This is a genomic window from Pseudomonas sp. S3_A09 (assembly GCF_054668065.1).
In genome coordinates this window covers 2,950,246-2,975,316 of record NZ_CP162752.1, presented here as the reverse complement: position 1 = coordinate 2,975,316, position 25,071 = coordinate 2,950,246, and the positions used below count along the sequence as shown (strand labels likewise).

Annotated in this window: 19 protein-coding genes and 1 pseudogene; 1 reads left to right on the top strand and 19 read right to left on the bottom strand. The window is 61.7% G+C overall.

Features of this window, described 5'->3' with window-relative positions; all coding sequences use genetic code 11:
• Positions 1–37 precede the first annotated feature (37 nt).
• The 14 genes from AB4N92_RS13985 to hutC all read right to left on the bottom strand — a co-directional run bounded on the left by AB4N92_RS13985 (position 38) and on the right by hutC (position 16,752).
• The gene (locus AB4N92_RS13985) at positions 38–967 is read right to left on the bottom strand and encodes an alpha/beta hydrolase (RefSeq protein WP_236267102.1); all 930 of its coding nucleotides are present in this window, start codon (positions 965–967) and stop codon (positions 38–40) included.
• 153 nt (positions 968–1,120) lie between these two features.
• Positions 1,121–2,056 carry a choline ABC transporter substrate-binding protein gene (locus AB4N92_RS13980; RefSeq protein WP_021492178.1) on the bottom strand — a complete coding sequence of 312 codons (936 nt, stop codon included), beginning with the start codon at positions 2,054–2,056 and terminating at the stop codon, positions 1,121–1,123.
• A gap of 129 nt (positions 2,057–2,185) precedes the next feature.
• Positions 2,186–2,986, bottom strand: coding sequence for an N-formylglutamate deformylase (gene hutG / locus AB4N92_RS13975; protein WP_021492179.1), 801 nt, complete (start codon positions 2,984–2,986; stop codon positions 2,186–2,188).
• A 12-nt stretch (positions 2,987–2,998) separates the two neighbouring features.
• Complete coding sequence (hutI, locus tag AB4N92_RS13970; protein WP_096143953.1) at positions 2,999–4,204, bottom strand: imidazolonepropionase; 1,206 nt, start codon at positions 4,202–4,204, stop codon at positions 2,999–3,001.
• Between the two features lie 15 nt (positions 4,205–4,219).
• Positions 4,220–5,629: an amino acid permease gene (locus AB4N92_RS13965; protein WP_096143952.1), complete on the bottom strand. Its 1,410-nt coding sequence runs from the start codon at positions 5,627–5,629 to the stop codon at positions 4,220–4,222.
• A 161-nt stretch (positions 5,630–5,790) separates the two neighbouring features.
• The gene (gene hutH, locus AB4N92_RS13960; protein WP_236267103.1) at positions 5,791–7,329 is read right to left on the bottom strand and encodes a histidine ammonia-lyase; all 1,539 of its coding nucleotides are present in this window, start codon (positions 7,327–7,329) and stop codon (positions 5,791–5,793) included.
• Between the two features lie 32 nt (positions 7,330–7,361).
• Positions 7,362–8,870, bottom strand: coding sequence for a histidine ammonia-lyase (hutH, locus tag AB4N92_RS13955; protein ID WP_029529263.1), 1,509 nt, complete (start codon positions 8,868–8,870; stop codon positions 7,362–7,364).
• Positions 8,871–9,030: 160 nt separating this feature from the next.
• A complete protein-coding gene (locus tag AB4N92_RS13950) occupies positions 9,031–9,855 on the bottom strand; it encodes a quaternary amine ABC transporter ATP-binding protein (protein WP_010213841.1) in 825 nt (274 codons plus the stop codon).
• Entirely contained in the window at positions 9,852–10,703 is an 852-nt protein-coding gene (locus tag AB4N92_RS13945; protein ID WP_010213842.1) for an ABC transporter permease, read from the bottom strand. Before AB4N92_RS13945 ends, AB4N92_RS13950 begins: the two co-directional genes overlap by 4 nt.
• Positions 10,704–10,774: 71 nt before the next feature.
• Positions 10,775–11,740 (bottom strand): ABC transporter substrate-binding protein, encoded by a 966-nt coding sequence (locus tag AB4N92_RS13940; protein ID WP_010213844.1) that lies wholly within the window; start codon positions 11,738–11,740, stop codon positions 10,775–10,777.
• A 69-nt stretch (positions 11,741–11,809) separates the two neighbouring features.
• On the bottom strand, positions 11,810–13,267 hold the full coding sequence (locus AB4N92_RS13935) for a purine-cytosine permease family protein (protein WP_010213845.1): 1,458 nt from the start codon (positions 13,265–13,267) through the stop codon (positions 11,810–11,812).
• Positions 13,268–13,408: 141 nt separating this feature from the next.
• Complete coding sequence (hutU, locus tag AB4N92_RS13930; RefSeq protein WP_010213847.1) at positions 13,409–15,079, bottom strand: urocanate hydratase; 1,671 nt, start codon at positions 15,077–15,079, stop codon at positions 13,409–13,411.
• A 405-nt stretch (positions 15,080–15,484) separates the two neighbouring features.
• Complete coding sequence (locus AB4N92_RS13925) at positions 15,485–16,045, bottom strand: HutD/Ves family protein (RefSeq protein WP_044286506.1); 561 nt, start codon at positions 16,043–16,045, stop codon at positions 15,485–15,487.
• On the bottom strand, positions 16,042–16,752 hold the full coding sequence (gene hutC, locus AB4N92_RS13920) for a histidine utilization repressor (RefSeq protein ID WP_232920667.1): 711 nt from the start codon (positions 16,750–16,752) through the stop codon (positions 16,042–16,044). Before hutC ends, AB4N92_RS13925 begins: the two co-directional genes overlap by 4 nt.
• A 147-nt stretch (positions 16,753–16,899) precedes the next feature.
• Between hutC and AB4N92_RS13915 the strand changes: the two genes are divergently transcribed.
• Complete coding sequence (locus AB4N92_RS13915; RefSeq protein ID WP_236267104.1) at positions 16,900–18,264, top strand: formimidoylglutamate deiminase; 1,365 nt, start codon at positions 16,900–16,902, stop codon at positions 18,262–18,264.
• A 116-nt stretch (positions 18,265–18,380) separates the two neighbouring features.
• Here the strand turns inward: AB4N92_RS13915 and AB4N92_RS13910 are convergent, their stop codons facing one another.
• The 5 genes and pseudogenes from AB4N92_RS13910 to AB4N92_RS13890 form a co-directional block, all read right to left on the bottom strand.
• Positions 18,381–18,950, bottom strand: coding sequence for a lipocalin family protein (locus AB4N92_RS13910; protein WP_010213852.1), 570 nt, complete (start codon positions 18,948–18,950; stop codon positions 18,381–18,383).
• Between the two features lie 30 nt (positions 18,951–18,980).
• On the bottom strand, positions 18,981–19,235 hold the full coding sequence (locus tag AB4N92_RS13905) for a hypothetical protein (protein WP_010213853.1): 255 nt from the start codon (positions 19,233–19,235) through the stop codon (positions 18,981–18,983).
• A 176-nt stretch (positions 19,236–19,411) separates the two neighbouring features.
• Positions 19,412–20,422 carry a class 1 fructose-bisphosphatase gene (locus tag AB4N92_RS13900; protein ID WP_003187818.1) on the bottom strand — a complete coding sequence of 337 codons (1,011 nt, stop codon included), beginning with the start codon at positions 20,420–20,422 and terminating at the stop codon, positions 19,412–19,414.
• Between the two features lie 109 nt (positions 20,423–20,531).
• A pseudogene (locus AB4N92_RS13895) lies at positions 20,532–21,886 on the bottom strand (DUF3999 domain-containing protein).
• The gene (locus AB4N92_RS13890; RefSeq protein WP_236267106.1) at positions 21,886–24,957 is read right to left on the bottom strand and encodes a DUF2339 domain-containing protein; all 3,072 of its coding nucleotides are present in this window, start codon (positions 24,955–24,957) and stop codon (positions 21,886–21,888) included. The pseudogene AB4N92_RS13895 and the gene AB4N92_RS13890 overlap by 1 nt, the downstream one beginning before the upstream one ends.
• Between the last annotated feature and the right edge of the window lie 114 nt (positions 24,958–25,071).

Below are 25,071 nucleotides of genomic sequence, written 5' to 3'. Positions count from 1 at the left end.
TAAACCCGAATTGTGCAATGAGCATGTCCTAGAGCGCTTAGACCTGTGTCAGCCCTTCGCTGCCCAGGTAATCCAGCAGGTAATCGTAGAGCCGGTCCACTTCCGGCACCTGCCGCCGCGCGCGCAGGCAACCATGCACCAGGCCTTTGCCTGGATACAGCACGGCGGTCACACCCGCCGCTTGCAGGCGCTCGGCGTACAAAATGCCGTCGTCGCGCAAGGGGTCGAACTGGGCCACTGCGATGAACGCCTTGGGCAAACCGCTGAAGTCTGCAGCCAGCAGCGGCATGGCGTAGGGCGACGGTTTGCAACTGCCCTGCAGGTACAGCGCCAGGTAGCTGTCGGTGTCGGCGCTGCTGAGCAGGGGCGCGTCCCTGCAATCGCGGCGCGAGGGTAAATCCGCCGGGCCGCCCAGGCCTGGGTAAATCAGTACTTGGGCCCGAGGTTGCGGCTCGCCGTCGTCGCGCAGGCCCAGGCACAAGGCCGCAGCCAGATTGCCGCCAGCGCTGTCGCCCATCACCACCAGACGTTGCCGGTTGATCGCATGCGGCCCCTGCCCCGCCTGGATCGCCCGCCACACGGCACGACAATCTTCGTAAGCGGCAGGGAAAGGGTGCTCCGGCGCCAGGCGGTAATCGATGGCGATCACCAGCACTTGCAGAGCGCTGGCGAGTTCGACGCAGATGAAGTCGTGGGAATCCAGCCCGCCCACCACCCAACCGCCGCCGTGTATATAAAGAAGGCACGGCCAACCATCGGCAGGGCCGAGCATGGTCGGCAGGTAACTGCGCACACCTCTGCCTGCGAGGGAAAAGTCTGTGACCGCCAAGCCCTCAGGCGTGGGCGAGGTGAAGGCCCGGCACATGTGGTTGTAGGCCTGGCGCAACCCGGCGAGCGACGAGTCGTCGCCAGTGAAGGACGCGGTTTTGGCAACGAAAGCGGCCAACTCTGGAGAAATCGGATACATGCTCGAATATCCCTGACGCTGGAGATCAATGTGGGAGCTGGCTTGCCTGCGATAGCGGTGTACCTGCCAAGCATTCATTGCCTGATACACCGCTATCGCGGGCAAGCCTAGCTCCCACACTTGTTCGGTGCTGCCTGGTCTGGCAGGTTCGGCTCAGAGCTCCAGGCTGGCTTGTACGGCCGCCACTCCGTCCGTGCCATCAAACGCCGTGACCCCGGCCAGCCAGCGCTGCAAATCCTCAGGATGATCACGCAGCCATTGCCGGGCCACGTCCTGGGGCGACTCGCGCTCCATGATCGGCACCATCAACTGGCTTTCCTGGGCGGCGGTGAAAGTGAGGTTTTCCAACAAGCGATTGGCGTTGGGGCAGCGCTCGGCAAAATCCGGGGCGGTGACGGTGGAAACGGTAGCGCGGCCTTCGTCGGGGCCGAATACGTCTTCACTGCCGGTGAGGTAAGCCATCTTCATGTTGATGTTCATCGGGTGCGGGGTCCAACCGACGAACACCACGAATTCCTTGCGGTTCACCGCACGCTGCACCGCCGCCAGCATCCCCGCTTCACCGGAGGCGACCAACTTGAAGCCGCCAAGGCCGAAGCGGTTGGTGTCGATCATTTTCTGGATGTCGGTGTTGGCGCCGCTGCCTGGCTCGATGCCATAGATCTTGCCGCCGAGCTTGTCCTTGAAACGGGCGATATCGGCGAAGGTCTTCAAGCCGGCATCGGCCACGTATTGCGGCACGGCCAGGGTGGCCTGGGCATCGGCGAGGCTCGGGGTGTCGAACACCTTGACCTGCTTGGCCGCGAGGAAGGGCGCGATGTTGTTGTCCATCGCGGGCTTCCAGTAGCCGAGGAAGATATCCAGGCGCTTGTCGCGGATGCCGGCAAAGATGATCTGCTGCACGGCGCTGGTCTGTTTGCTGTCGTAGCCGAGGCCATTGAGCAGCACATCGGCCATCCCGGAGGTGGCGACCACGTCAGTCCAGCTGACCACGCCCATGCGGATGTTCTTGCAGGAAGCCGGTTCGGCGGCCATGGCATGGGCGCTGAGCAACGCGGCGGCGGTGAGGGTCAACAACAGTCGTTTCATGGAGGAGGTCTCACTCGGCAGCTTTATTGTAGGAGTGGCGTCTGACGCGCCGTATCCACAACCTTACTCAGCGAGACCTCGACAAAAGCGACCTGTGGCGACCGGGTTTTGCACCCAGGCGACAGACGGTCAGCCGTAGCGTTTCTGCCCCCACGCCAACAGCCCCTGCAACAACTGCTTCAACACCACCCGAGTCGGCTCGGCCAGATCCGGGCGATAACGGAACGGTTCGAACTCCTCCATATAGGCGCTCTGGCACAACTCCAACTGCACCGCGTGAATATCCTGCGCCGGGTCGCCGTAGTGACGGGTGATGTGGCCACCCTTGAAGCGCCCGTTAAGCACATGGGTGTACTGCGGATGCGCGGCACAAATGGCCTCTAACTGGTTGGCCAGCTCAGGATCACAGGCGGCTCCGTTGAACGTACCGAGGTTGAAGTCCGGCAGTTTGCCGTCGAACAGGTGCGGGATGACCGAGCGGATCGAATGCGCATCGAACAGCAAGGCGTAGCCGAATTCGGCCTTGAGCCGCGCCAGTTCCTCCTGCAACGTGCGGTGATACGGGCCCCAGACCTTTTGCAAGTAACTGGCGCGCTCGGCCTCGCTCGGTTCCAACCCTTCGCGGAACAATGGCACGCCATCAAACAATGTCGCCGGATACAGACCGGTGGTGGCGCCCGCGTACAGCGGCTTGTCGTCGGATGGACGGTTAAGGTCGATCACGAACCGCGAGTACTCGGCCGCCAGGGTGCTGGCGCCCAGTTCTTCGGCAAAGTCATAGAGCGTGGGGATGTGCCAGTCGGTGTCCGGCAAGCTTTGCGCTTCAGGGATCAACCCCGCCTCCACAGCAGGCGTCAGGCGCAGGCCGGCGTGGGGCATGCTGATCAACAGCGGCACACGGCCTTGTTTGAAATTCAGAACCTTATCCACAAGCAGCACTCCTCAAACAGTGACATCGACGCCGTGGCGTACGACGCGTTTATCCAGCTCGCCGCCCAGCCAATAGGCCAGGTCGGCGGGGCGATCAATCTGCCAGGCGACAAAGTCCGCGACCTTGCCCGCTTCCAGCGAGCCGTGGGTGTCGCCCATGCCCAATGCGGTGGCCGCATGTTGGGTGGCGCCCGCCAAGGCTTCTTCCGGGGTCATGCGGAACAGCGTGCAGGCCATGTTCAGCATCAGGCGCACCGACAGTGCCGGCGAGGTGCCGGGGTTGAGGTCGCTGGCAATGGCGATCTTCACGCCGTGCTTGCGCAGGGCATCCATCGGCGGTAGCTGGGTTTCGCGCAGGAAGTAGAAGGCGCCCGGCAGCAGCACCGCAACGGTGCCGGAGGCGGCCATGGCGATGGCATCGTCTTCGGTCATGAATTCCAGGTGATCCGCCGACAGCGCCTGGTAACGCGCAGCCAGGCTGGAGCCGTGCAGCGACGACAGTTGCTCGGCGTGCAGCTTCACCGGCAGGCCCAACTGCTGGGCGACTTTGAACACGCGCTCCACCTGCTCGGTGGAAAACGCCAGGTATTCGCAGAACGCATCCACCGCGTCCACCAGACCTTCTGCCGCCAGTGCCGGCAGCATCTCGACGCAGATGTGGTCGATGTAATCGTCGGCGCGGTCTTTGTATTCGGGTGGCAAGGCATGGGCCGCCAGGCACGTAGCACGCACACTGACCGGCAGTGCTTCACCGAGGCGACGGGCCACCCGCAGCATTTTGCGTTCGTTGACCAGATCCAGCCCGTAGCCGGACTTGATCTCTACTGTGGTGACGCCGTCGCGCAGCAAACTGCGCAGGCGCTTGTGGGCGCTGGCGAACAGTTCATCCTCGGTCGCGGCACGGGTGGCGCGCACGGTGCTGGCAATACCGCCGCCCTTGGCCGCGATCTCGGCGTAGCTCACGCCTTCGAGGCGCTGCTCGAATTCGCCGCTGCGGTTGCCGCCGAACACCGTGTGGGTGTGGCAGTCGATCAGCCCGGGGGTGACCCACGCGCCTTGCAGGTCATGCATCTGGGCGTAATCTGCCGTGGGTACCTGGCTGCGGGGGCCGATCCACTCAATGAGCGAACCGGCAGTCACCATGGCGGCATCCTCGATGATCGAGTAGTTGCCCTGTGCCATGGTTGCGACGTGGCAGTGTTGCCAAAGCGTTTTCATCAACGCCTCCCTAAGTTATCGATGAGACAAAGCCGCGTCGTAATGGACCTTGGCCGCTTGCCCTGCCGAAGGTTTGACCCACAGCAGGTACGCGACGACCAGCAACACGATCCACACGGCACCGACCAGCAAGGCGGCCTGGGTGTCCGGGAAATAACCCAGCACACCAAACACGAACAGCATGAAGACGATGGCGGCCGCTGGCGCGTAGGGCCAGAACGGCACGGGGAATTTCAGTTCGGCGACCTGTTCCTTGGTCATCGAGCGGCGCATGGCGACCTGGGTGAACAAGATCATCAGCCACACCCAAACAGTGGCGAAGGTCGCAATCGAGGCAATCACCAGAAACACGTTTTCCGGGATCAGGTAGTTGAGCACCACGCCGCCAAGCAGCGCCGCACCCATTACCACGACAGTCATCCAGGGCACGCCCTGTTTGGACAGTTGTGCAAAACCCTTGGGCGCCTGCCCTTGCTGGGCCAGGCCGTACATCATGCGACCCGCGCCGAAGATGTCACTGTTGATGGCCGAGACGGCCGCCGAGATCACGACGATATTGAGAATGGTCGCCGCCGAGCCGATGCCGAGGTTGCTGAAGATCTGCACGAACGGGCTGCCCTGGCTGCCGATCTGCGGCCACGGATAGATAGCCATCAGCACAAACAGGGTCAGCACGTAGAACAACAGAATGCGCAGCGGCACCGCGTTGATCGCCTTGGGGATCACCCGCTGTGGGTCCTTGGCTTCACCGGCGGTGATGCCGATGATTTCGATGCCGCCAAAAGCGAACATCACCACTGCAAAGGAGGCGATCAGGCCGCCGATGCCGTTGGGTATGAAGCCGCCGTGGGCCCACAGGTTGCTGAGGCCGCTGGCCTGGGTTTCACCGGCCGAATGAATGCCGAACAGCATGATGCCAAAACCGCCGAGGATCATCGCCACAATGGCGCCGACCTTGAGCAACGACAGCCAGAACTCCATTTCGCCAAACACTTTGACGTTGCACAGGTTCAGGCCGCCAATCAAAAGCACAATGCCGAGCACCCAGACCCAACGCGCGACGTCGGGAAACCAGAAGCCCATGTAGATACCGAAGGCCGTCACGTCGGCGAGGCAGACGATGATCATTTCAAAGGCGTAGGTCCAGCCAAGAATGAACCCTGCCATAGGGCCCAGGTAAGTGCTGGCGTACTGGCCGAAAGAACCGGCCACCGGGTTGTGCACAGCCATTTCGCCGAGGGCGCGCATCACCATGAATACGGCGGCGCCACCGATCAGGTAGGCCAGCAGCACGGCAGGGCCAGCCATCTGGATGGCGGAGGCGGAGCCATAGAACAGCCCGGTGCCGATCGCGGAACCGAGTGCCATGAAGCGAATATGTCGGGCGCTGAGCCCGCGTTTCAAACCCTTTTCTTGCTGTTGCATTTCTCTTCCCTAGTTATTGTTATCCCGAGAAAATCTGAATCTGCAAAAGATCAAATGTGGGAGCTGGCTTGCCTGCGATGGCGGTGTATCAATCACACATGCCTCAACTGACAGATAGCTATCGCAGGCAAGCCAGCGCCCTCAATGGTCCGCTGTCGCGCTTAAAGGCTCGGCAGGAGATTGGCCGGCACCAACTCGTTCAGGCAGCGGCTGGCCAACAGCTCGCTGGCGGCGTTGATGTCCGGCGCGAAGAAACGGTCCTTCTCATAGAACGCCACTTTGTCGCGCAGAATCCCGCGCGCCTTTTCAAGCGCAGGTGACGTTTTCAGGCCTTCACGCAGGTCCAGGCCCTGACACGCGGCAAGCCATTCCACGGCGAGAACGCCACGGGTGTTCTCGGCCATTTCCCACAGGCGCTTGCCCGCAGCTGGGGCCATGGACACGTGGTCTTCCTGGTTGGCCGAGGTCGGCAGGCTGTCGACGCTATGGGGGTGGGCCAGCGCCTTGTTTTCGCTGGCGAGCGCAGCGGCGGTCACCTGGGCGATCATGAAGCCGGAGTTCACGCCGCCATTGCCCACCAGAAACGGCGGCAGTTGCGACATGTGCTTGTCCATCATCAGCGAGATACGACGCTCGCTGAGGGAGCCGATTTCAGCGATGGCCAGCGCCATGTTATCGGCCGCCATGGCAACCGGTTCGGCGTGGAAGTTACCGCCGGAAATCACGTCGCCTTGTGCGGCAAATACCAGCGGGTTATCCGACACGGCATTGGCTTCTACCACCAGTACCTCGGCGGCCTGGCGGAACTGGGTCAGGCAGGCGCCCATGACTTGTGGTTGGCAGCGCAGGGAGTACGGGTCCTGCACTTTGTCGCAGTTCTGGTGCGACTGGGACACCTGGCTGCTTTCACCCAGCAGATGACGATAGGCCGCAGCCGAATCGATCTGCCCACGCTGGCCGCGCGCGGCGTGAATACGTGCGTCGAACGGCGAGCGCGAGCCCAGCACCGCTTCCACGGTGAGCGCGCCGCACGCCAGGGCACCGGCGAACAGGTCTTCGCCTTCAAACAGGCCACGCAACGCATAGGCGGTGGACACTTGGGTACCGTTAAGCAGCGCCAGGCCTTCTTTGGCGGCAAGGGTCAGCGGGGTCAAACCGGCGACTTTCAGCGCCTCGGTCGCGTCCAGCCACTCGCCCTTGTAGCGCGCCTTGCCTTCGCCCAGCAGCACCAGGGACATGTGCGCCAATGGCGCCAGGTCACCGGAGGCACCGACCGAACCTTTCAAAGGAATATGCGGGTACACCTCGGCGTTGATCAGCGCGATCAGCGCGTCGATCACCTGGCGGCGGATTCCGGAGAACCCACGGCTCAGACTGTTGACCTTGAGCACCATGACCAGCCGCACCAGTGCGTCGCTGATCGGCTCACCCACGCCGGCGGCATGGGACAACACCAGGGAACGCTGGAGGTTTTCCAGGTCTTCGCTGGCGATGCGGGTCGAAGCCAGCAGGCCGAAACCCGTGTTGATGCCATAGGCGGTGCGGTTCTCGGCGAGAATCTGCTCCACGCAGGCAACACTGGCTTCGATCTGCGCCGTGGCGCTGTCATCCAGGCTAAGGGTTACCGGCTGCTGGTAGATAGCTCGCAGTTGGGCAAGGCTCAGTTGTCCTGGAATCAGGTTTAGCGCAGTCACATTCATACTCCTTTTGAATTGTTCTTTTGAATTGGTTTTCAGTGGAAATTCGGTAAATCGGTGTCTTTGAGCAGCTTGGCGGCGGCCGCAATGTCTGGCGCCAGCCAGCGGTCCTGCTCATAGGCCGGCACCACTTCACGCAACAGGCGCCAGGCGCGGTCAGTGCCGGCGCCGAAGCGTTGCTCTTTGAGGAACTCAAACGCCTGGGCCGCCAGCAGGTACTCGATAGCGAGGATCTGCGTCACGTTGGCCAGCACCTGGTGCAGCTTGAGCGCGGCATTGGTGCCCATGCTCAGGTGGTCTTCCTGCAGGCCCGAGGTGACGAAGTTGTCGAGCACCGCCGGTTGTGCCAATTGGCGGTTTTGCCCACACAGCGAAGCGGCGACGTACTGCACGATCATCATCCCGGAGTTGACCCCTGGGTTGCTCACCAGGAACGCCGGCAAGCCGCTGACGTGCGGGTTGATCAGACGGTCCAGGCGACGTTCGGCCACCGCGCCGATTTCGGCCATGGCAATCGCCAGCATGTCCGCCGCCAGCGCCACAGACTGCCCATGCGGGTTGGCCTGGGACACCACGCGGTAGTGGTCCGGCGTGCCGAGCACCAACGGGTTGTCGGTGGCGCTGTTGAGTTCGGTCTCGATCTGGCGGGTGGCGTGCTCTACCTGATCGCGCGCCGCACCATGGATCTGCGGGATCGAGCGGATACTCAGGGCGTCCTGGGTGCGAATGCCTTGGCTGCTGGCGATCACTTCGCTGCCATCAAGCAAGGCGCGCAGGTTGATGCCCACTTGTTGCATGCCTGGGTGGGGTTTGAGGGCGATGATTTCTTCGTCAAACGCGTCGATCTGGCCGCGCTGGGCTTCGAAGCTCATGGCGCCGATCACGTCGGCCCATTGCAACAAGTGATGGGCGTCGGCCAGGGCCAGGCAGCTCAGGCCGGTCATGCACGGCGTGCCATTGACCAGGCACAGGCCGTCCTTGGCGCCCAGCACTACCGGGTGCAAACCTTCCGCGCTTAATGCTTCTTGAGCCGGGACGATCCGGCCTTGATAACTCACAGTGCCCACACCCAGCAGGGCCACTCCGACATGGGCCATATGGGTCAAATAACCCACCGACCCCTGGGACGGCACTTGCGGTGTGATGCCATGGTTGAGCAACGCCAGCAACGAGTGCACCACCTGCGGATGCAGGCCGGATTTGCCGTGGCTGTAGTTGATGATTGCCGCGCAGATGATCGCGCGGGTCTGCTCGTCACTCAGTACCGGGCCGACGCCGCAGGCATGGCTCAGCAAGGTGTTACGCGACAACTGGCTGAGTTGTTCACCCTTGAGCGACACATTGCACAACGCGCCCAGGCCGGTGTTCACGCCATAGGCGCGCTCGCCGCTGGTGACAATGCGCTGCACGATCGCCTGGGCATTGTCGATGCGCGCCCAGGCCTGGCCCGAGAGCTCCAGGACAGCGCCATGACGGGCGACGGCGGCTACGTCCTGCCAGCGCAATGGCGCATCGGCGATGGTGATTTTTGTTGCCTGGGACATCTTCATACCTTCTTTAATTCTTGTGCAGCTTTGCCGGCCTCTTCGCGAGCAAGCCCGGCTCCCACAGCTGAACTGTGTGAACCGATTAACTTGTGGGAGCTGGCTTGTCGAATCGTCGCACCGCTGCGATAGCGCCAGCCGGCTCACCACAAGGTCGAAATCAGACCACCGCGGCCCGCCGCTGGACAAACCGATCCACATACTCATCCGCCGGCGAATGCAGGATCTCCCGAGGCGTGCCGACCTGGATAAGCTTGCCGTCCTTGAGGATCGCAATGCGGTTGCCGATACGCACGGCCTCATCGAGGTCATGGGTGATGAACACGATGGTTTTGTGCAGGGTCTTTTGCAGCTCCAGTAATTGGTCCTGCATCTCGGCGCGGATCAGCGGGTCGAGGGCGCTGAAGGCCTCGTCCATCAGGATGATGTCGGTATCCGCCGCCAATGCACGGGCCAGGCCGACGCGCTGGCGCATGCCGCCAGAGAGCTGGTGCGGATATTTGTTTTCGTAGCCCTTGAGGCCGACGGTTCCGATCCAGTGCAGGGCGCGTTCAGCGCACACCTGTTTGGTTTCACCCCGTACCTTCAGGCCGTAGGCGACGTTGTCGAGCACGCTCTTGTGGGGCAGCAGGCCGAAGCTCTGGAACACCATGCTGATCTTGTGCCGACGGAATTGGCGCAGGGCTTCCATGTCCAGTTGCAGGATGTCTTCGCCGTCCACCAGGATCGCGCCGCTGGTGGGATCGATCAGGCGGTTGAAGTGGCGCACCAACGTGGACTTGCCGGAACCCGACAAGCCCATGATCACGAAGATCTCACCCGTGCCGATGCTCAGGGACAGATCGTTCACGCCGACCACGCAGCCGGTCTCGGCGAGCACCTGATCCTTGGTCTTGCCCTGGCCGATCAGCGACAGCGCATCCTTGGAGCGAGCGCCGAAGATCTTGAAGACGTTTTTAACTTCGATTTTGCTGACAGTAGTCATTTGCTCGCCTCATGCCGGGGACGACCATAGGCCTGGGTAATGCGGTCGATGACCACTGCGAGAATCACGATCGCCAAGCCGGCCTCAAGGCCACGCCCGACGTTGAGGGTCTGGATGCCGACAAGGACATCTTCACCCAAGCCTCGGGCGCCGATCATCGAGGCGATCACCACCATCGACAGCGCCATCATGGTGGTCTGGTTGATACCGGCCATGATGCTCGGCAACGCCAGCGGCAGCTGCACGCCGAACAGTTGCTGCCAACGGTTGGCACCGAAGGCGTTGATCGCTTCCATGACTTCGCCGTCGACTTGGCGAATCCCCAAATCTGTCAGGCGAATCAGCGGCGGTGCGGCGTAGATCACCGTGGCGAAAATCGCCGGGACCTTGCCCAGGCCGAACAGCATCAACACCGGGATCAGGTACACGAAGCTCGGCATGGTCTGCATGATGTCGAGCAGCGGCATCAGCACCGAGCGCAGGCGATTGCTGCGTGCGGACAGGATACCCAGCGGCACGCCGATCAACACCGAGATCACCGTGGCGACCATCATCAAGGCCAGGGTCTGCATCAGCTTGTCCCACAGGCCAACCGCACCTACGAGGAACAGCAAACCGACGATCACCGCCGTGGTCACCACCTTGCGGGTGGCGTGCCAGGCGACACCGCCGACGATAGCCAGCATCAGCCACCAGGGCGCTGCGCGCAGCAACCCTTCCAGGTTGACGATGGCCCACAGCAGGGTGTCGGAAATGTGCCGGAACACATCACCGTAGTTGGTGACCAATGAGTCCACCCAACCGTTGACCCAGTCGGCGATGGAAAACGTAAAACTCTCAGGAAACATATCGTGCTCTCGATCCAGTGGGTTGTGGCCAGGCGCCCGGCTGCCCCTCAGGGTAGCCGGGCACGCTTGACCTACAAGGCCGCGTCGATTTTCTTGGCTGCGTCGTCGCTCACCCAGGCGTGCCAGACTTCAGGATGTTCCTTGAGGAAAATTTTCGCCAGTTTTGGCGACTCAATGCGCTCCTTGGCCATGCGACCCAGGTTCTGGTTCAGCAGGTCGATAGGCAGGTTGACCTTTTCCAGCACAGCCACCAGTTCAGGCGCCTGCTCGTGGAAGGTCTTGGACAGGCCGACCTTGATGCTCACGCTTTTATCCACACCGGGCTTTTCTTCCAGCTTGACCAGGTCGACCTGGCCCATCAGCGGCGTTGGCGACCAGTAGTAGAACAGGATCGGCTCGCCACGCTTGTAGCTCGACAGCACGGCGGCATCCAGCGCCGGGCCGGTGCCTGGACGGAAGTTGGTATAGGTGCTTTCCAGGCCATAGCTTTTCAGCATCTCGCTGTTGTCCAGCTCGCAGGTCCACCCAGCCGGGCAGTTGTAGAAACGGCCCTTGGACGGCTCTTCCTGATCCTTGAACACCGAGGCGTACTTGGCCAGGTCGGCAATATTTTTCAGGTCCGGTGCCTTGGCTTCCAGCTTACGTTTGGCATCACCTTCGATCACATAACGCGGCACGTACCAGCCTTCGATAGCGCCGACAACCGGGGCGCCGACGCCGACGACTTTGCCGGCCTTCTCGGCCTTGTTCCAGACTTCACTGCGGCCCACCCATTCTTCGGCGAAGACCTGAATGTCGTTGCTGCTCAGGGCGTTTTCCATGGTGATGGAGTTGCCTGGCAGGCTGTCGGTTTTGCAGTCGTAGCCTTTTTCCAGCACGGTTTGCAGGATGTCGGTGAGCAACATGCCGCTTTCCCAGTTCAGGCCCGCGAACTTCACCGGCTTGCCGGATTCGCACCAACCTGCCGCCTGGGCGCCAGCGCTTGCCAACACACCTGCAGAGAGCAAGGTGGCCATCAGGGTCTTATGCATTTTCATTGTTGTGACGCTCCCAATCTTGAAATGGATTACGGCAGTCAGTAGGCGTCCTGCCCTGTCCACGTCCCATCAGGCTTGTGCAGCCAGCCCGTTTGTTCTTGGTATAGCGCCCTGCTCTGTTGGCAGGATCAGTTGATCGGGCACCGTGCCGTGCCATTTTTTCGCACACAGGTAATACAGCGCTGCCGGCAGCACCAGTCCGATGATCCAGGAAATATCCACATCACCCAGCGCGGCCACCAAAGGGCCGGTGTAGAACTTGGTGGAGATGAACGGCAACTGCACCAGCACGCCGAACACGTACACGCTGATACCCAGCAGGTTCCAGCGACCGTAGCGACCGTTTGGGTCGGCCAGCGCCGGCACGTCATAGCGTTCACGGGTGATGCAGTAGTAGTCCACCAGGTTGATCGCGCTCCAGGGCGTGAAGAACGCCAACAGGAACAGGATGAAAGACTTGAATGCCCCGAGGAACGAATGCTGGCCGAGCAACGCGATCAAGGTCGCCGTGCCGACAATCGCCAGCACGAACACCAGACGCTGCAAGCGCGTGACCTCCAGGCGACCGCGAAAGCCGCTGATGATGGTCGCGATGCACATGAAGCTGCCATAGGAGTTCAGCGTCGAGATGGTGACCTTGCCGAAGGCGATGCTGAAGTACAGCAGCGCAGCGGTGGCACCCGTACCACTCAAGCCCACGATGTAGGCGACTTCGTGACCGGCGAATTGCCCGTTGGACATCGCCGCGGCAAACACGCCGAGGATCATTGCCACCTGCGCGCCAATCACCGAACCCGCACCCGCGGCGAGAAAGGTTTTCAGCGAGGAGGTGTTGCTCGGCAAATAGCGTGAGTAGTCCGCCACGTAGGGGCCGAAGGCGATCTGCCAGGAGGCCGCGAGCGACACCGCCAGCAGGAAGCTGCTCCAGCTGAAATGGCGAATCTGCAAGAGTGCGCCAACGTCGGTCTGGCTCATCAGACGGCTGAACAGGTAGACAAAGGCAATCACGCCAATGACGCTGGCGACACGGCCGATGAAATGGATCACCCGATAACCGAGCACCGTGACCAGCACGATGACACTGGCGAAAATCAGGATACCGACGCTGTCGCTGACCCCGAATAACTGACCCAGCGCCTGACCGGAAAGTACCGTTCCGGTGGCGGTGAAGCCGAGGTACATCAGGCACACCAGCACAATCGGGATCGCCGCGCCATACACCCCAAACTGCACCCGGCTGGAGATCATCTGCGGCAGGCCGAGCTTGGGCCCTTGCGCCGCATGCAACGCCATGACGCCACCGCCGATCAATTGACCGACCAACAGGCCGATCAACGACCAGAACACATCACCGCCCAGCACCACGGCCAAGGCCCCGGTGACAATCGCGGTGATCTGCAGGTTGGCACCCATCCACAGGGTGAACTGGCTAAATAGACGACCGTGTCTTTCCGCTTCCGGGATGTAGTCGATCGAACGCCTTTCGATCAACGGGGTGGTGCTTGCACGTGCGTCATTTGCAGCCATGTGTGTTCAACCTCTGATGGATTGTTTCCTGGTTCACTGCAGATCAAATGTGGGAGCGGGCGTGCTCGCGAAAGCGGACGTCCAGTCAATCTTTCTGTAGCTGACCCACCGCATTCGCGAGCCAGCCCGCTTCCACATTAGCTATTTGATCATCGGGAGATTGAGGCCCTGCTCTTTGGCGCAATCGATGGCGATCTGGTAACCGGCGTCCGCGTGACGCATCACACCGGTGGCCGGGTCGTTGTGCAGTACACGGGCAATGCGCTCGGCCGCTTCATCGGTACCGTCGCAGACGATGACCATGCCGGAGTGCTGGGAGAAGCCCATGCCCACGCCGCCACCGTGGTGCAGCGACACCCATGTCGCGCCGCTGGCAGTGTTGAGCAAGGCGTTGAGCAGTGGCCAATCGGACACGGCGTCGGAGCCGTCCTGCATGGCTTCGGTTTCGCGGTTCGGGCTTGCGACCGAGCCGGAGTCCAGGTGATCACGGCCGATCACGACCGGTGCCGACAGCTCGCCGCTGCGTACCATTTCGTTGAACGCCAGGCCCAGCTTGGCGCGCTGGCCCAGGCCAACCCAGCAGATTCGCGCCGGCAGGCCCTGGAAGCTGATGCGCTCACGCGCCATGTCCAGCCAGTTGTGCAGGTGGGCGTCGTCTGGGATCAGCTCTTTGACCTTGGCGTCGGTCTTGTAGATGTCCTGCGGGTCACCGGACAGCGCCGCCCAACGGAACGGGCCGATGCCACGGCAGAACAGTGGGCGGATGTAGGCCGGGACGAAACCTGGGAAGTCGAATGCGTTTTCCACGCCTTCTTCTTGCGCCATCTGACGAATGTTGTTGCCGTAGTCGAAGGTCGGGATGCCTTGTTTCTGGAATTCCAGCATGGCTTTGACGTGTACGGCCATCGACTGCTTGGCGGCCTTGATCACGGCAGCAGGCTCGGTCTTGGCGCGGGCGCGGTATTCGTCCCAGGTCCAACCGGCCGGCAGGTAGCCGTTGAGGGGGTCGTGGGCGCTGGTCTGGTCGGTGACCATGTCCGGACGCACGCCGCGCTTGACCAGTTCCGGCAGGATTTCCGCCGCGTTGCCCAGCAGGGCGACAGAGATGGCCTTGCCTTCCTTGGTGTACTTGGCGATACGCGCCAGGGCGTCGTCGAGATCGGTGGCTTGCTCATCGACGTAGCGGCTGTTGAGACGGAAGTCGATGCTAACCTGCTGGCACTCAATGTTCAGCGAGCAGGCACCGGCCAGGGTTGCCGCCAAAGGCTGCGCGCCGCCCATGCCGCCGAGACCGGCGGTGAGTACCCAACGGCCGGTAAGGTCGCTGTTGTAGTGCTGGCGGCCGGCTTCAACGAAGGTTTCGTAAGTGCCCTGGACGATGCCTTGGCTGCCGATGTAGATCCAGCTGCCGGCGGTCATCTGGCCATACATGGCCAGGCCCTTGGCATCCAGTTCGTTGAAGTGTTCCCAGCTGGCCCAGTGTGGCACCAGGTTGGAGTTCGCGATCAGCACGCGCGGGGCATTGCTGTGGGTCTTGAATACGCCGACCGGCTTGCCGGATTGCACCAGCAGGGTTTCGTCGTCATTCAGATGAGTGAGGCTCTCGACGATCTGGTCGTAGCACTCCCAGTTACGCGCTGCACGGCCGATACCGCCGTACACCACCAATTCTTTCGGGTTCTCGGCCACTTGCGGGTCAAGGTTGTTCATCAGCATGCGCAGCGGCGCTTCAGTCAGCCAGCTTTTGGCGGTGAGCTTGTTACCGTGGGCGGCACGGATTTCGACGTCACGGTACTTTGTAGGCTTGGTCACAGCTAGGACTCCTCGGCGATCGATGCGCGAACATGGATGGTGCGAAGCAGAGTCTTACGCACACATCTTTACTTGTACATACAAGCATATGCAATCAAGCGGCCAACTTCCCGAGGGCGCCGTGCGGATCTTTTTCGAAGTCGAGCTCAAGCCTTGGAAAATAAGGCTTTGAGACTTTATGAAATTTCTTGCGGAGGCGTTTTGCTACGCGAAAGGTTTGTCACGACAGCGGGGTTTTGCGCCACGCTGGGGCATTTGGTAACAAATTGGTGCGAGGGGCAGGAAACAGAATTTGTGCTTACCACAAAACAAATGTGGGAGCGGGCTCGCTCGCAAATGCAGTGGGTCAGCCAGCCTATCTGGCGCTGATACACCGCATTCGCGAGCAAGCCCGCTCCCACAGTTTTAACCGCGCGGAGTCAGCTCGATGATGCAGCTGCGGCCACTGACGGAGATGTCCAACACGCCAGTGTTACCGTCCACTTGCAGGCAATCGTGATGACCCAGCTTCTGGTCCAACACCTTCACTTCATCAGCCACGCTGAACACCAGCACCGTCTGCGCGGTACTGAAAAAACGCTGCACACCGTCGATCCACTGTAGGCGGGCGTGGTAACGCTGTGGCGAATAGATCAGGTTGAAATCGCGGATCGGGCCAGTGATGAGCCGGCACGACACCTGGCTGTCACCTTTGAACGCGAACGGTTGCAGCGGTAACAACCCGCGCTGTTCCTCACCATCCACGGTCAACACCATGCCCGCGCCTTTGATCACAGTGATCACGCGCTGGTAGCCGGCGAATGTGGAGAACCCGCCCGACTCACCGATATCGGCAATCGACAGGCGCCAGCCAAAACCATCCAGGCCAGTACCGGCATCGCGGGTAATTTCTTCGGTGCTGCCGCCGCCGTTTTTCCACGGCATGCGTACGTAATCGGCGGCGCGCCAGACTTTTACCGAACTCATTTACTGAAACGTCCTTCCAGGCTGTGACGGGAACCGGGGTGGATCAAACGCGCGGCGGTCACCGGCTGGCGGCCCGACCAGGTGCGTCGGCGAATCAACAGGCACGGTTCGGTGGGTTCGATCTGCAGCAGCTTGCACTCGGCCGCGTCGGCGAGGATGGCTTCGACCACGTGCTCGCCTTCGGTCAGTGGCGCCACCTGGTTCAGGTAGGCGTAGGGCGTTTGCTGGGTGAAATCCTGCTGCAGGTATTCCGGCGCGACCAGGGCGTTGACGAAACGGTCTTCGATTTGCACGGGAATATCGTTTTCGAAGTGCACGATCAACGAGTGGAATACCCGTCCACCTTCGCGCATCTCCAGGGCGACGGCGCGCTCGGAACCGGCGGCCTCTTCGCCCAGGTGGATGACCTGGCAGGTATGCCGATGACCGCGGGAGGCGATCTCATCGGCAATGTTGTGCACTTCGAACAGGGCAGACTGGCTCTTGGGCTCAGCGACAAAGGTGCCGACACCCTGCATGCGCACCAACAACCCTTCGGCGGTGAGCTCGCGCAGGGCGCGGTTGATGGTCATGCGGCTGAAACCCAGCTGGCTGACCAGTTCGCTCTCCGACGGCACGCGGTAATGAGGCGGCCAGTTGCCGTTGAGAATCTGCTGACTGATCATCTGTTTGACGCGGGCATACAAGGGCGCCGGACTTTCGTCCATGTGGGCAGCCAGCGAAGACTTGGCAGGCGGAGTCGGCACAGGGAATCCTTGCAGGGGGAAAAGATGCATAGATTGCCGGAGTTTACCGAGCAGGCAAACGTCTGTATATGTATATACAAATAAACACACGACCGGGGTGCCTTGATCATGTCCGCTTTCTTTGCCGAACGCGCGCTGCTGCCTAATGGATGGGCCAATAATGTACGTCTTGAAGTCAGCGCCGATGGCCTGCTGATCAAAGTAGAGGCCAATGCCAGGGCAGACGGTGCAGAACGGCTGAGAGGCCCTGTGTTGGCGGGCATGCCGAACCTGCACTCCCATGCATTCCAGCGTGCCATGGCCGGTTTGGCGGAAGTTGCCGGTAACCCGAATGACAGTTTCTGGACCTGGCGCGACCTGATGTATCGCATGGTGGGCAAGATCAACCCGGATCAATTGCAGGTGATCGCACGCCAGCTGTACATCGAAATGCTCAAGGCCGGCTACACGTCGGTGGCCGAATTCCACTATGTGCACCATGACATCAGCGGCCAGCCGTATGCCGATCGTACGGAGCTGTCGCGGCAGATCAGCCAGGCGGCAGCCAGCAGCGGGATTGGCCTGACACTGGTGCCAGTGCTTTACACCCACTCCGGGTTTGGCGGCCAGGCGCCAAATGAAGGCCAGCGACGGTTTATCAACAGCACCGAACACTACCTGGACCTGCAGGCGCAGTTGAAACCCATCCTCGCCGCACAACCGGCGCAACAGTTGGGGTTGTGTTTCCACTCGTTGCGTGCGGTGACGCCCGAACAAATCAATGCAGTGCTGGCCGCCAGCGACAAAGCGTGCCCGGTGCATATCCACATCGCCGAACAGCAAAAAGAAGTCGATGACTGCCTGGCCTGGAGCGGCAAACGCCCGCTGCAATGGCTGTATGACAACGTAGAAGTGGATGAGCGCTGGTGCCTGGTGCATGCCACCCATGCCGATGCGGATGAAGTCGCGCGCATGGCCAAGAGCCGTGCGATTGCCGGCTTGTGCCTGACCACCGAGGCCAACCTGGGTGACGGGATTTTCCCGGCGGTGGATTTTCTCGCCCAGGGCGGACGCATGGGCATCGGGTCCGACAGCCATGTATCACTGAGCGTGGTGGAAGAGTTGCGTTGGCTGGAATACGGCCAGCGCTTGCGCGATCAGCGGCGTAACCGGCTGTATCGCAGTGATCAGCCGATGGTCGGCCGCACGCTGTTTGATGCCGCGCTGGACGGTGGTGCCCAAGCGCTGGGGCAGCCAATTGGTCGATTGGAAGTGGGTAAGCGAGCGGATTGGATTGTGCTGGACGGTAATGATCCGTACCTGGCGACGGCAACGGAGGACGGGATTCTCAATCGCTGGCTGTTCGCAGGCGGAGATCGGCAGGTGCGGGATGTGCTGGTCAATGGGAAGTGGGTGGTGCGCGATGGGCACCACGCCGGTGAAGAGGACAGCAATCGCGCCTTCACACAGGTATTAAAGGACTTACTCGATTAAAACTGTGGGAGCGGGGTTGCTGGCGAATGCGGTGTGCCAGTCATTGCATCTGTCGACTGACACGCCGCATTCGTGAGCAAGCCCGCTCCCACATTTTGATCCGCATTCATTCAGGGTTATTGCGAGGTTTTCGCCATCTGCTTGTCCGACGTGCGCCAGATCAAACGTGTGGTGTCATACCCCTGTTGCCGCGCCCTGCTCAGCAGGTCTTCGCGGGTGTCCGCATTGACCGTCGGCGTGCGCGACAAGATCCACATGTAGCGCCGGCTAGGACTGCCGACGATCGCAGTCTTGTAGTCATCGCTGACATACAGCACCCAGTAGTCGCCCTTGGCGACGCCGGGTAACAGCGCGGTAAACCAGTTATTGAATTCCACCCAGAGCTTGTCGGTCTTGCCTGGCACTTGCGGGGTGGCGGTGCCCTTGGCTTCTTCCCACTTCCATTCGGTCGTCAAGCAACGGTTGAACACCGACATATCGCCATCGGGCAACAGGGTGTAGCGAGCTTCGGACTGGGCGCAATTGCGCTGGAAATACATCGGCAATCGGGCCAACTCATACCAGGTGCCCTGGTAACGCTTGAGGTTGACGCTGCCGGCTGTCTTGGGTTGCAGATCATCGCCAGAATGGCTGGCGCAGCCCGCCAAAAACAGGCTGGCACAAAGGAACAAAACAAAACGCATCATTCTTCTTCTCCCGCAGGCTCTCGCCCCGGTTTACTTCAGGCCTTGCCCGGAAAACATCAGAACTTTGTCACCGGCATATTGAACGCTGATAAAGCTGGTTTTATCGCCCCAGGTGCAACTGGACATGCCCAGCGCGCCGGAACAATCGGTCGGCTTACCCAGCAACGACTCCACTTCAGCCTTGGCCATGCCAGCCGACAACTTCGCGTAGTTTTCTTGGTTGACCTTGCTGCAAGCGCCCAACAACACGCAAAAAGCCAGCAAAGCGAGACGGCGTAACGACATGGAAAAACTCCTGGAGGGACGAAGCAGCGTGGGTATCTGCCAGAAGCTTAGAAGGGAAAAGAGGTGTCTGGTTCCCGATGAACGAAAACAAAAAAACCCCGAAAACGCTGAAACGTTTCGGGGCTTCTTCAAGGGTGAACCGGCTCACAACAACGCCGGTCACTTATCGCATCAACTTACTTCTTGTGATAGGCCGTCACACGCTCAACTTCTTCCTTTGAACCCAGGAACACCGCCACACGCTGGTGCAGGCCTTCAGGCTGGATGTCGAGGATGCGCTGGTGGCCGTCGGTGGACGCGCCGCCCGCTTGCTCGACCAGGAAGGACATCGGGTTGGCTTCGTACATCAGGCGCAGCTTACCTGGCTTGGACGGCTCGCGGCTGTCGCGTGGGTACATGAACAAGCCACCACGGGTCAGGATGCGGTGCACGTCGGCGACCATCGCGGCGACCCAGCGCATGTTGAAGTTTTTCTTCAACGGGCCTTCTTCGCCTTCCATCAGTTCGTTGACGTAGCGCTTCACCGGCTCTTCCCAGTGACGCTGGTTGGACATGTTGATCGCGAATTCCTGGGTGGAAGCCGGGATGGAGATGTCTTCGTGGGTCAGTACGAAGCTGCCCATTTCGCGGTCCAGTGTGAAGCCTTTGACGCCGTCGCCCAGGGTCAGTACCAGCATGGTCTGCGGGCCGTAGATGGCGTAGCCGGCAGCGACCTGCTCGGTGCCTGGCTGCAGGAAGGCCTTTTCGTTCAGGGCTTCGTTCTGGCTCAGGTATTCGTTCGGGCAACGCAATACCGAGAAGATGGTGCCGACCGGGGCGTTGATGTCGATGTTGGACGAGCCGTCCAGTGGGTCGAACACCAGCAGGTAGGCGCCTTTCGGGTATTTGCCGGGGATCTGGTAGGCATTGTCCATTTCTTCGGACGCCATGCCGGCCAGGTGACCGCCCCACTCGTTGGCTTCGAGCAGAATCTCGTTGGAGAGCACGTCGAGCTTCTTCTGCACTTCGCCCTGCACGTTTTCGGTGCCCATGCTGCCCAGGACACCACCCAGTGCGCCTTTGGACACGGCGTGGCTGATTTCCTTGCAAGCACGCGCCACCACTTCGATAAGGAAGCGCAGATCGGCAGGCGTGTTGTTGCTGCGGGTCTGCTCAATCAAATAGCGACTCAAGGTAACGCGGGACATGTAAGGCTCCGGAAAATGGGGGGCTTGAAAACCCGCGCAGTTTAACGCGAGTCGGGGCGTATTTCCTCCTATCAGAGGATTTAAACCCAATAGAGTTCATGGACTTTATTTAACGTGCCACCGGCGGCTTGCGCAGCAAACTGTAGGCCATGGCGCCCAGTGCCGCCACGCCGAGCAGCAGCACGGCCCAGAGGCCGAGCTTCTTCAGGTCGGGGCCAGTGTCGGGTAACGCAGCAATCGCAGCCGGTTTGACCGCGATCTCCCCCGCCAACGTGGCCTGGCCCAAGGTTTTCAGGCGCTCGTCACGGTAATCGGGGATCAGCGTCGACAGCGGCAAGTTCGCCCCTTTCACGGACACATTCCCCAACGCCAGGGTGAACGGCGGCTCACCCCGTGCCAGGAACACCAACTGCGTGGCCCGTACGGCAACGCGCAACACGGGCGCTTCGACGCCCAGGCCGCCGCCCCGCTCGTCCACCTGCAATCTCAACTGAGCAACCGCCTGGCCCGGCAACTGCAATTCATCCTGCACCACCTCCTTGCCGTTCTGGCTCAGGCGGTACAGCAGGCCATTGCTCAACGGCTGCCACGCTTGCTTGACCTCACTTCGCCCCGACAACGTCACGGGCGCCAGCGTGTTGGGCTGCTTCAACTCGACCCGCAAGCGCTCCACATTCAGCCCCGTGGGCAATTGCCAGCTGTACTCGCCCGCCTTGAGGCGACCCCCGGCAACGCTTGCGACCACACCAACGGCATCGGCAGGTTACTGCGAGTGGAGCTCTCCAGGCGGGCCGACGTCAGCAACGGCGCCGCCTGGCCCTGCCACACCAACCGCAAGTAACGCGCCGATTGACCGGGCAGGCTCACGTCATGCTGCTCGACCCGCTCATCGGCAAATGACAAACGCGCCACTTGCCCATCACCCCAGGCTTGCCAGTGCTGCAAATCATCACTGGCTTCAATGCTGAAACGCTGGAAGCCCTCTTGCTCATGGCTCCAGTCCAGGCTCAATTGCTGCAACGGCGCCTTGATCGCACTGGCGTCCAACACCCAGCCACGCAGTACCTGCTTGCCGGGCTTAGCGGCAGTGGACGGTGTGATTTCCACCAGGGCGCCGGTGGTGGTGGCCTTCATCACCACGTCAGGCAAGGCTTGCTCGGTGTCGGCAGCGTACAGCGGGAACCACTTCACGTCGGTGACGTTGCGGCTCTCGGTGCGCTGCGCGGACGGGCGCGACAACGCATACGCCTGAGGCTCACCGGCAGCGTCGAAAACCCGAACATCGCTGAGATTTGCCTGGCGCGCGCTCATTTGAACCGCCAATGGCAGCTCCAGGCTATACCAGGGACCAGCGCCGCTTACGGCCAGCGGCGCCTGGGTGGCGAAATCAGCCGGACGTTCTTGAGCAAACGTCGCCGAACACAGCATCCATATCGTCAACCCACTCAGACTCAGCCTGCCCATCAAGAAGATGCTCCCTCAGGTTCAACGCGCTTAGGCGGCAGCGGCGCAAAGTAGCCAACCACCAGCAACAAACCGCCCACGCCGATAAACGACACGATCCGCGCCAAACCGCCACGGTTGCTCAGCTCGACAAAGAACAACTTGGCCACCACCACGGCAATCAGTGCCGCGCCGATCAGCCACACTTCGCGACGATGGCGCAAATGGCCGCCGATCATCAGTCCGAGGGCAATAAGGGTCCAGACGATCGACAGGCCGGCCTGCACCAGCATGGACTCCAGCAACGCATCCAGATGAAACGGCACGCCGCCCCAATGGTGGGCGGTACGCATCACCAGCGCTGTGAAGAATGCGAACAGCGAAATGCCGGCCACGCCCTGGGCGATCAACTCAACGCGCGGCCCACGTTCCGGCGCCGCACTGCGCGACCACAGGTAAATGCCCAGCAGCGCGAACAGCAGGCCCAGGTCCAATGGGTTGAGCAGTGGCACATAGGGCAGCGGCTTGGCCGTGCCGTCACTAAAGATGTTCGCCAGCCAGAACCAACCCAGCATCAGCACCGCCAGCGGTAATGCAGCGAGCACGCGGTATTCCCTGGGGTAGGCCGACACCGGCCATGGCCAATGGCGCGGTGCGGCAGCCAGCACGAGATAGAGACTTGGCAGAATCGCCCAGCCCAACCAGCGCCAGGCGTTGTATTCGCTCGACAGCACCAGCAGGCCATAGCGCAGTTCCAGCGCCAGCACACCGATCAGCATCCAACAGCCCAGTACGTGAGCCGCGCTCAGCACTTTGCCGGGCACCACCGCCGACAAATGCCGCAGCGAGATGAAATGCACCACGAACACCACCCACCAGGCCAGCCAGCCGAACTGCGCGGCCGGGTGGTAATACTCGGTCCACGCGCCCAACAACACGAGCCCCACCGCAGGCATCAACAACGTGCTGGCGATACCCAACGCCGCCCAGCGCAAACGCAGCGCCAGTGCCGTCCAGATCACCACGCTCAGCGCGGCCGCCAGCACCAACAGCGAAGCGTGCAAGGCCGCAGGTGCCAAGCGCCAGACTTCAATGATCACCGCCAACGCCCACCACGCCACGCCCCAGGCCAGCAGACCGGCGGACAAGCGCCCACAGGGCAAGCACCAGGCGCCGAGCATGGCCGCCAAGGCAATGATCAGCGGTGTCCAGGCATTGTTCACGGGGTCGAGCGCAAACAGCGCGCCCGCAAGCACTTGCACGGCAACGCCACAGCGCACGACCCCTGGCGAGCCGATACGCAGGCCCGCCCACACGGTCGCAAGGCCCGCAACCGACCAACTGACGATGCTGCCTTGGGTCGAAAACACCAGCGGCGCCAGCAGGTAAGCGCAGCCCAGGCCGAGGACGGCGAGCCCTGGAGCGCCGAGGCGCTCCCAACGCCGGGTCTGTTGCGGCGCGGCGTTGTGTATTTGATAAAAGCTGAACAGCAGTGCCGCACCCAGCAGCAACGCTCCCAATGGCGGCCCCTGCAGCAAGGTGTCCTGGCCATCGCGCAGTTCGCCGAGGAAGGCGAGCAGCGAACCCAGTTGCAGCAATAGGGCGAACGCCCGCGCGACGGGTCGATGCTGGCGTAGACCGAGCCAGAAGATCCCGGCGCCTTCGACGGCCCACGCCGCAGCAGTCCAGCGCGCATCAAGGCCCAAGGGAATGGCCAGGCTGGCGAAGATCACGCCAAGGGCCAGGCAGGTTTCCGTCAGGAGCAAGGCGCGCCCGCCACTGAGCACGCGGGCCAGGACAATGTAAATGATGCCCAGGCCCAGCGCACTGAACGCAGCAGCGAACTCAAGGTGTTGTACCAGCGCGAACTGCAGACCGAAGCCCACCAGCGGCGGGCCGAATAACAACGTGCCATCGACATAATCCCCCTTGGCCGCCGACCAGCGCAGTTGCGCGCCCCGGCTGGCATCTTCGGGGGCGTCCTGGGTTTCCAGCAATTTACGCCGCGCGAACAACAGGCCGATAGCCAGGTACATCAGGAAAAACAGGATCAGGAACGGCTCGGTGCTCCACAACAGCTCCGGCGTGTAGGCGCGCATGCCCCAGGCGAAACCAATACCAAAGGTGCCAACAAAACCGATCACGTTCAGCAGGCGCCAGGCTTTGAACCAGGCAATCGTGAGGATGCCGGCGTTGAGCAACGCAAAGTAGCTGAACAGCGCCACATGGCTTCCAGCGCCGGTCGACACCAGGATCGGTGCCGCAAAACCACCCAACGCCGCCGCACAGGCCAGGCCGATGGCATCCTGGGTGATTGCCAGGATCGCCGAACAGACCGTGACGGCTACCAGCAACCCCATTGCCGCGCCGGGATCGATCAGGGGATGCAAACGCATTGCCGCAAATACCGTGAGGTACAACACGGCAATCCCCGCGCCTTGCAGCATCAAGCCGTAGTTGCCGTTGCGCAGCCGCAGCCACCAGCCCAGGCCCAGCAGGCCCAACGCGGCAGCGGCAACGCCGGCGTAGCGCAGCTCGATCGGCACCACCATGCCTTCAGTGGCATAACGCAGCAGGAAAGCCAGGCCGAGGAACAACAGCACCACGCCGACCCGCAGCACGGTGTTGCCGCCAAACAGCCAATTGCGCGCACCTTCAATGGCGCGCTCGATCAGGTTGGGGCCGCGAGGGATTACAGGTTCTTTAGGCGTCGGCGCCGGAGCCCACACGTCATCCGGCAGCGGCTGGCTCGGTTCGGCGCCCCTGGTAACGGGGGCCAACTCGGCAGGCAGCTCCCACACCAGCTCGGGCGGTTTGGCGACAGGTGCCGATTCGGGAACAGAGGGCTCGACCTTCACGCTGCTTGCAGGCGCGGGCACTTCCAGTTGCCGCAAGCGCTCGCCCAGCGCGATCAGCGACTTCTGCGTGGTGTCCAACTGACGCGCCTGCTTGTCCGCCTGGGCCGACAGCTGCGCCAGGCGAATCGCCTGGCCAATGCCCAGCCCCAGCAGCGCACCGATACCCGCATCACTGAACGACTCGTCGAGCGTCCAGCCGAGCACCAGGCCAATCAGCATGAAAATCCATTGCATGGTCGATATCCCTAAGCAGCCCGAGGCAGGCAAACCGAGGCCTAGTATATCGACGCTGCACCCATGTGGAAGCAGGCGTGTGTGGGAGCCGGGCTTGCCCGCGACCCAGACACC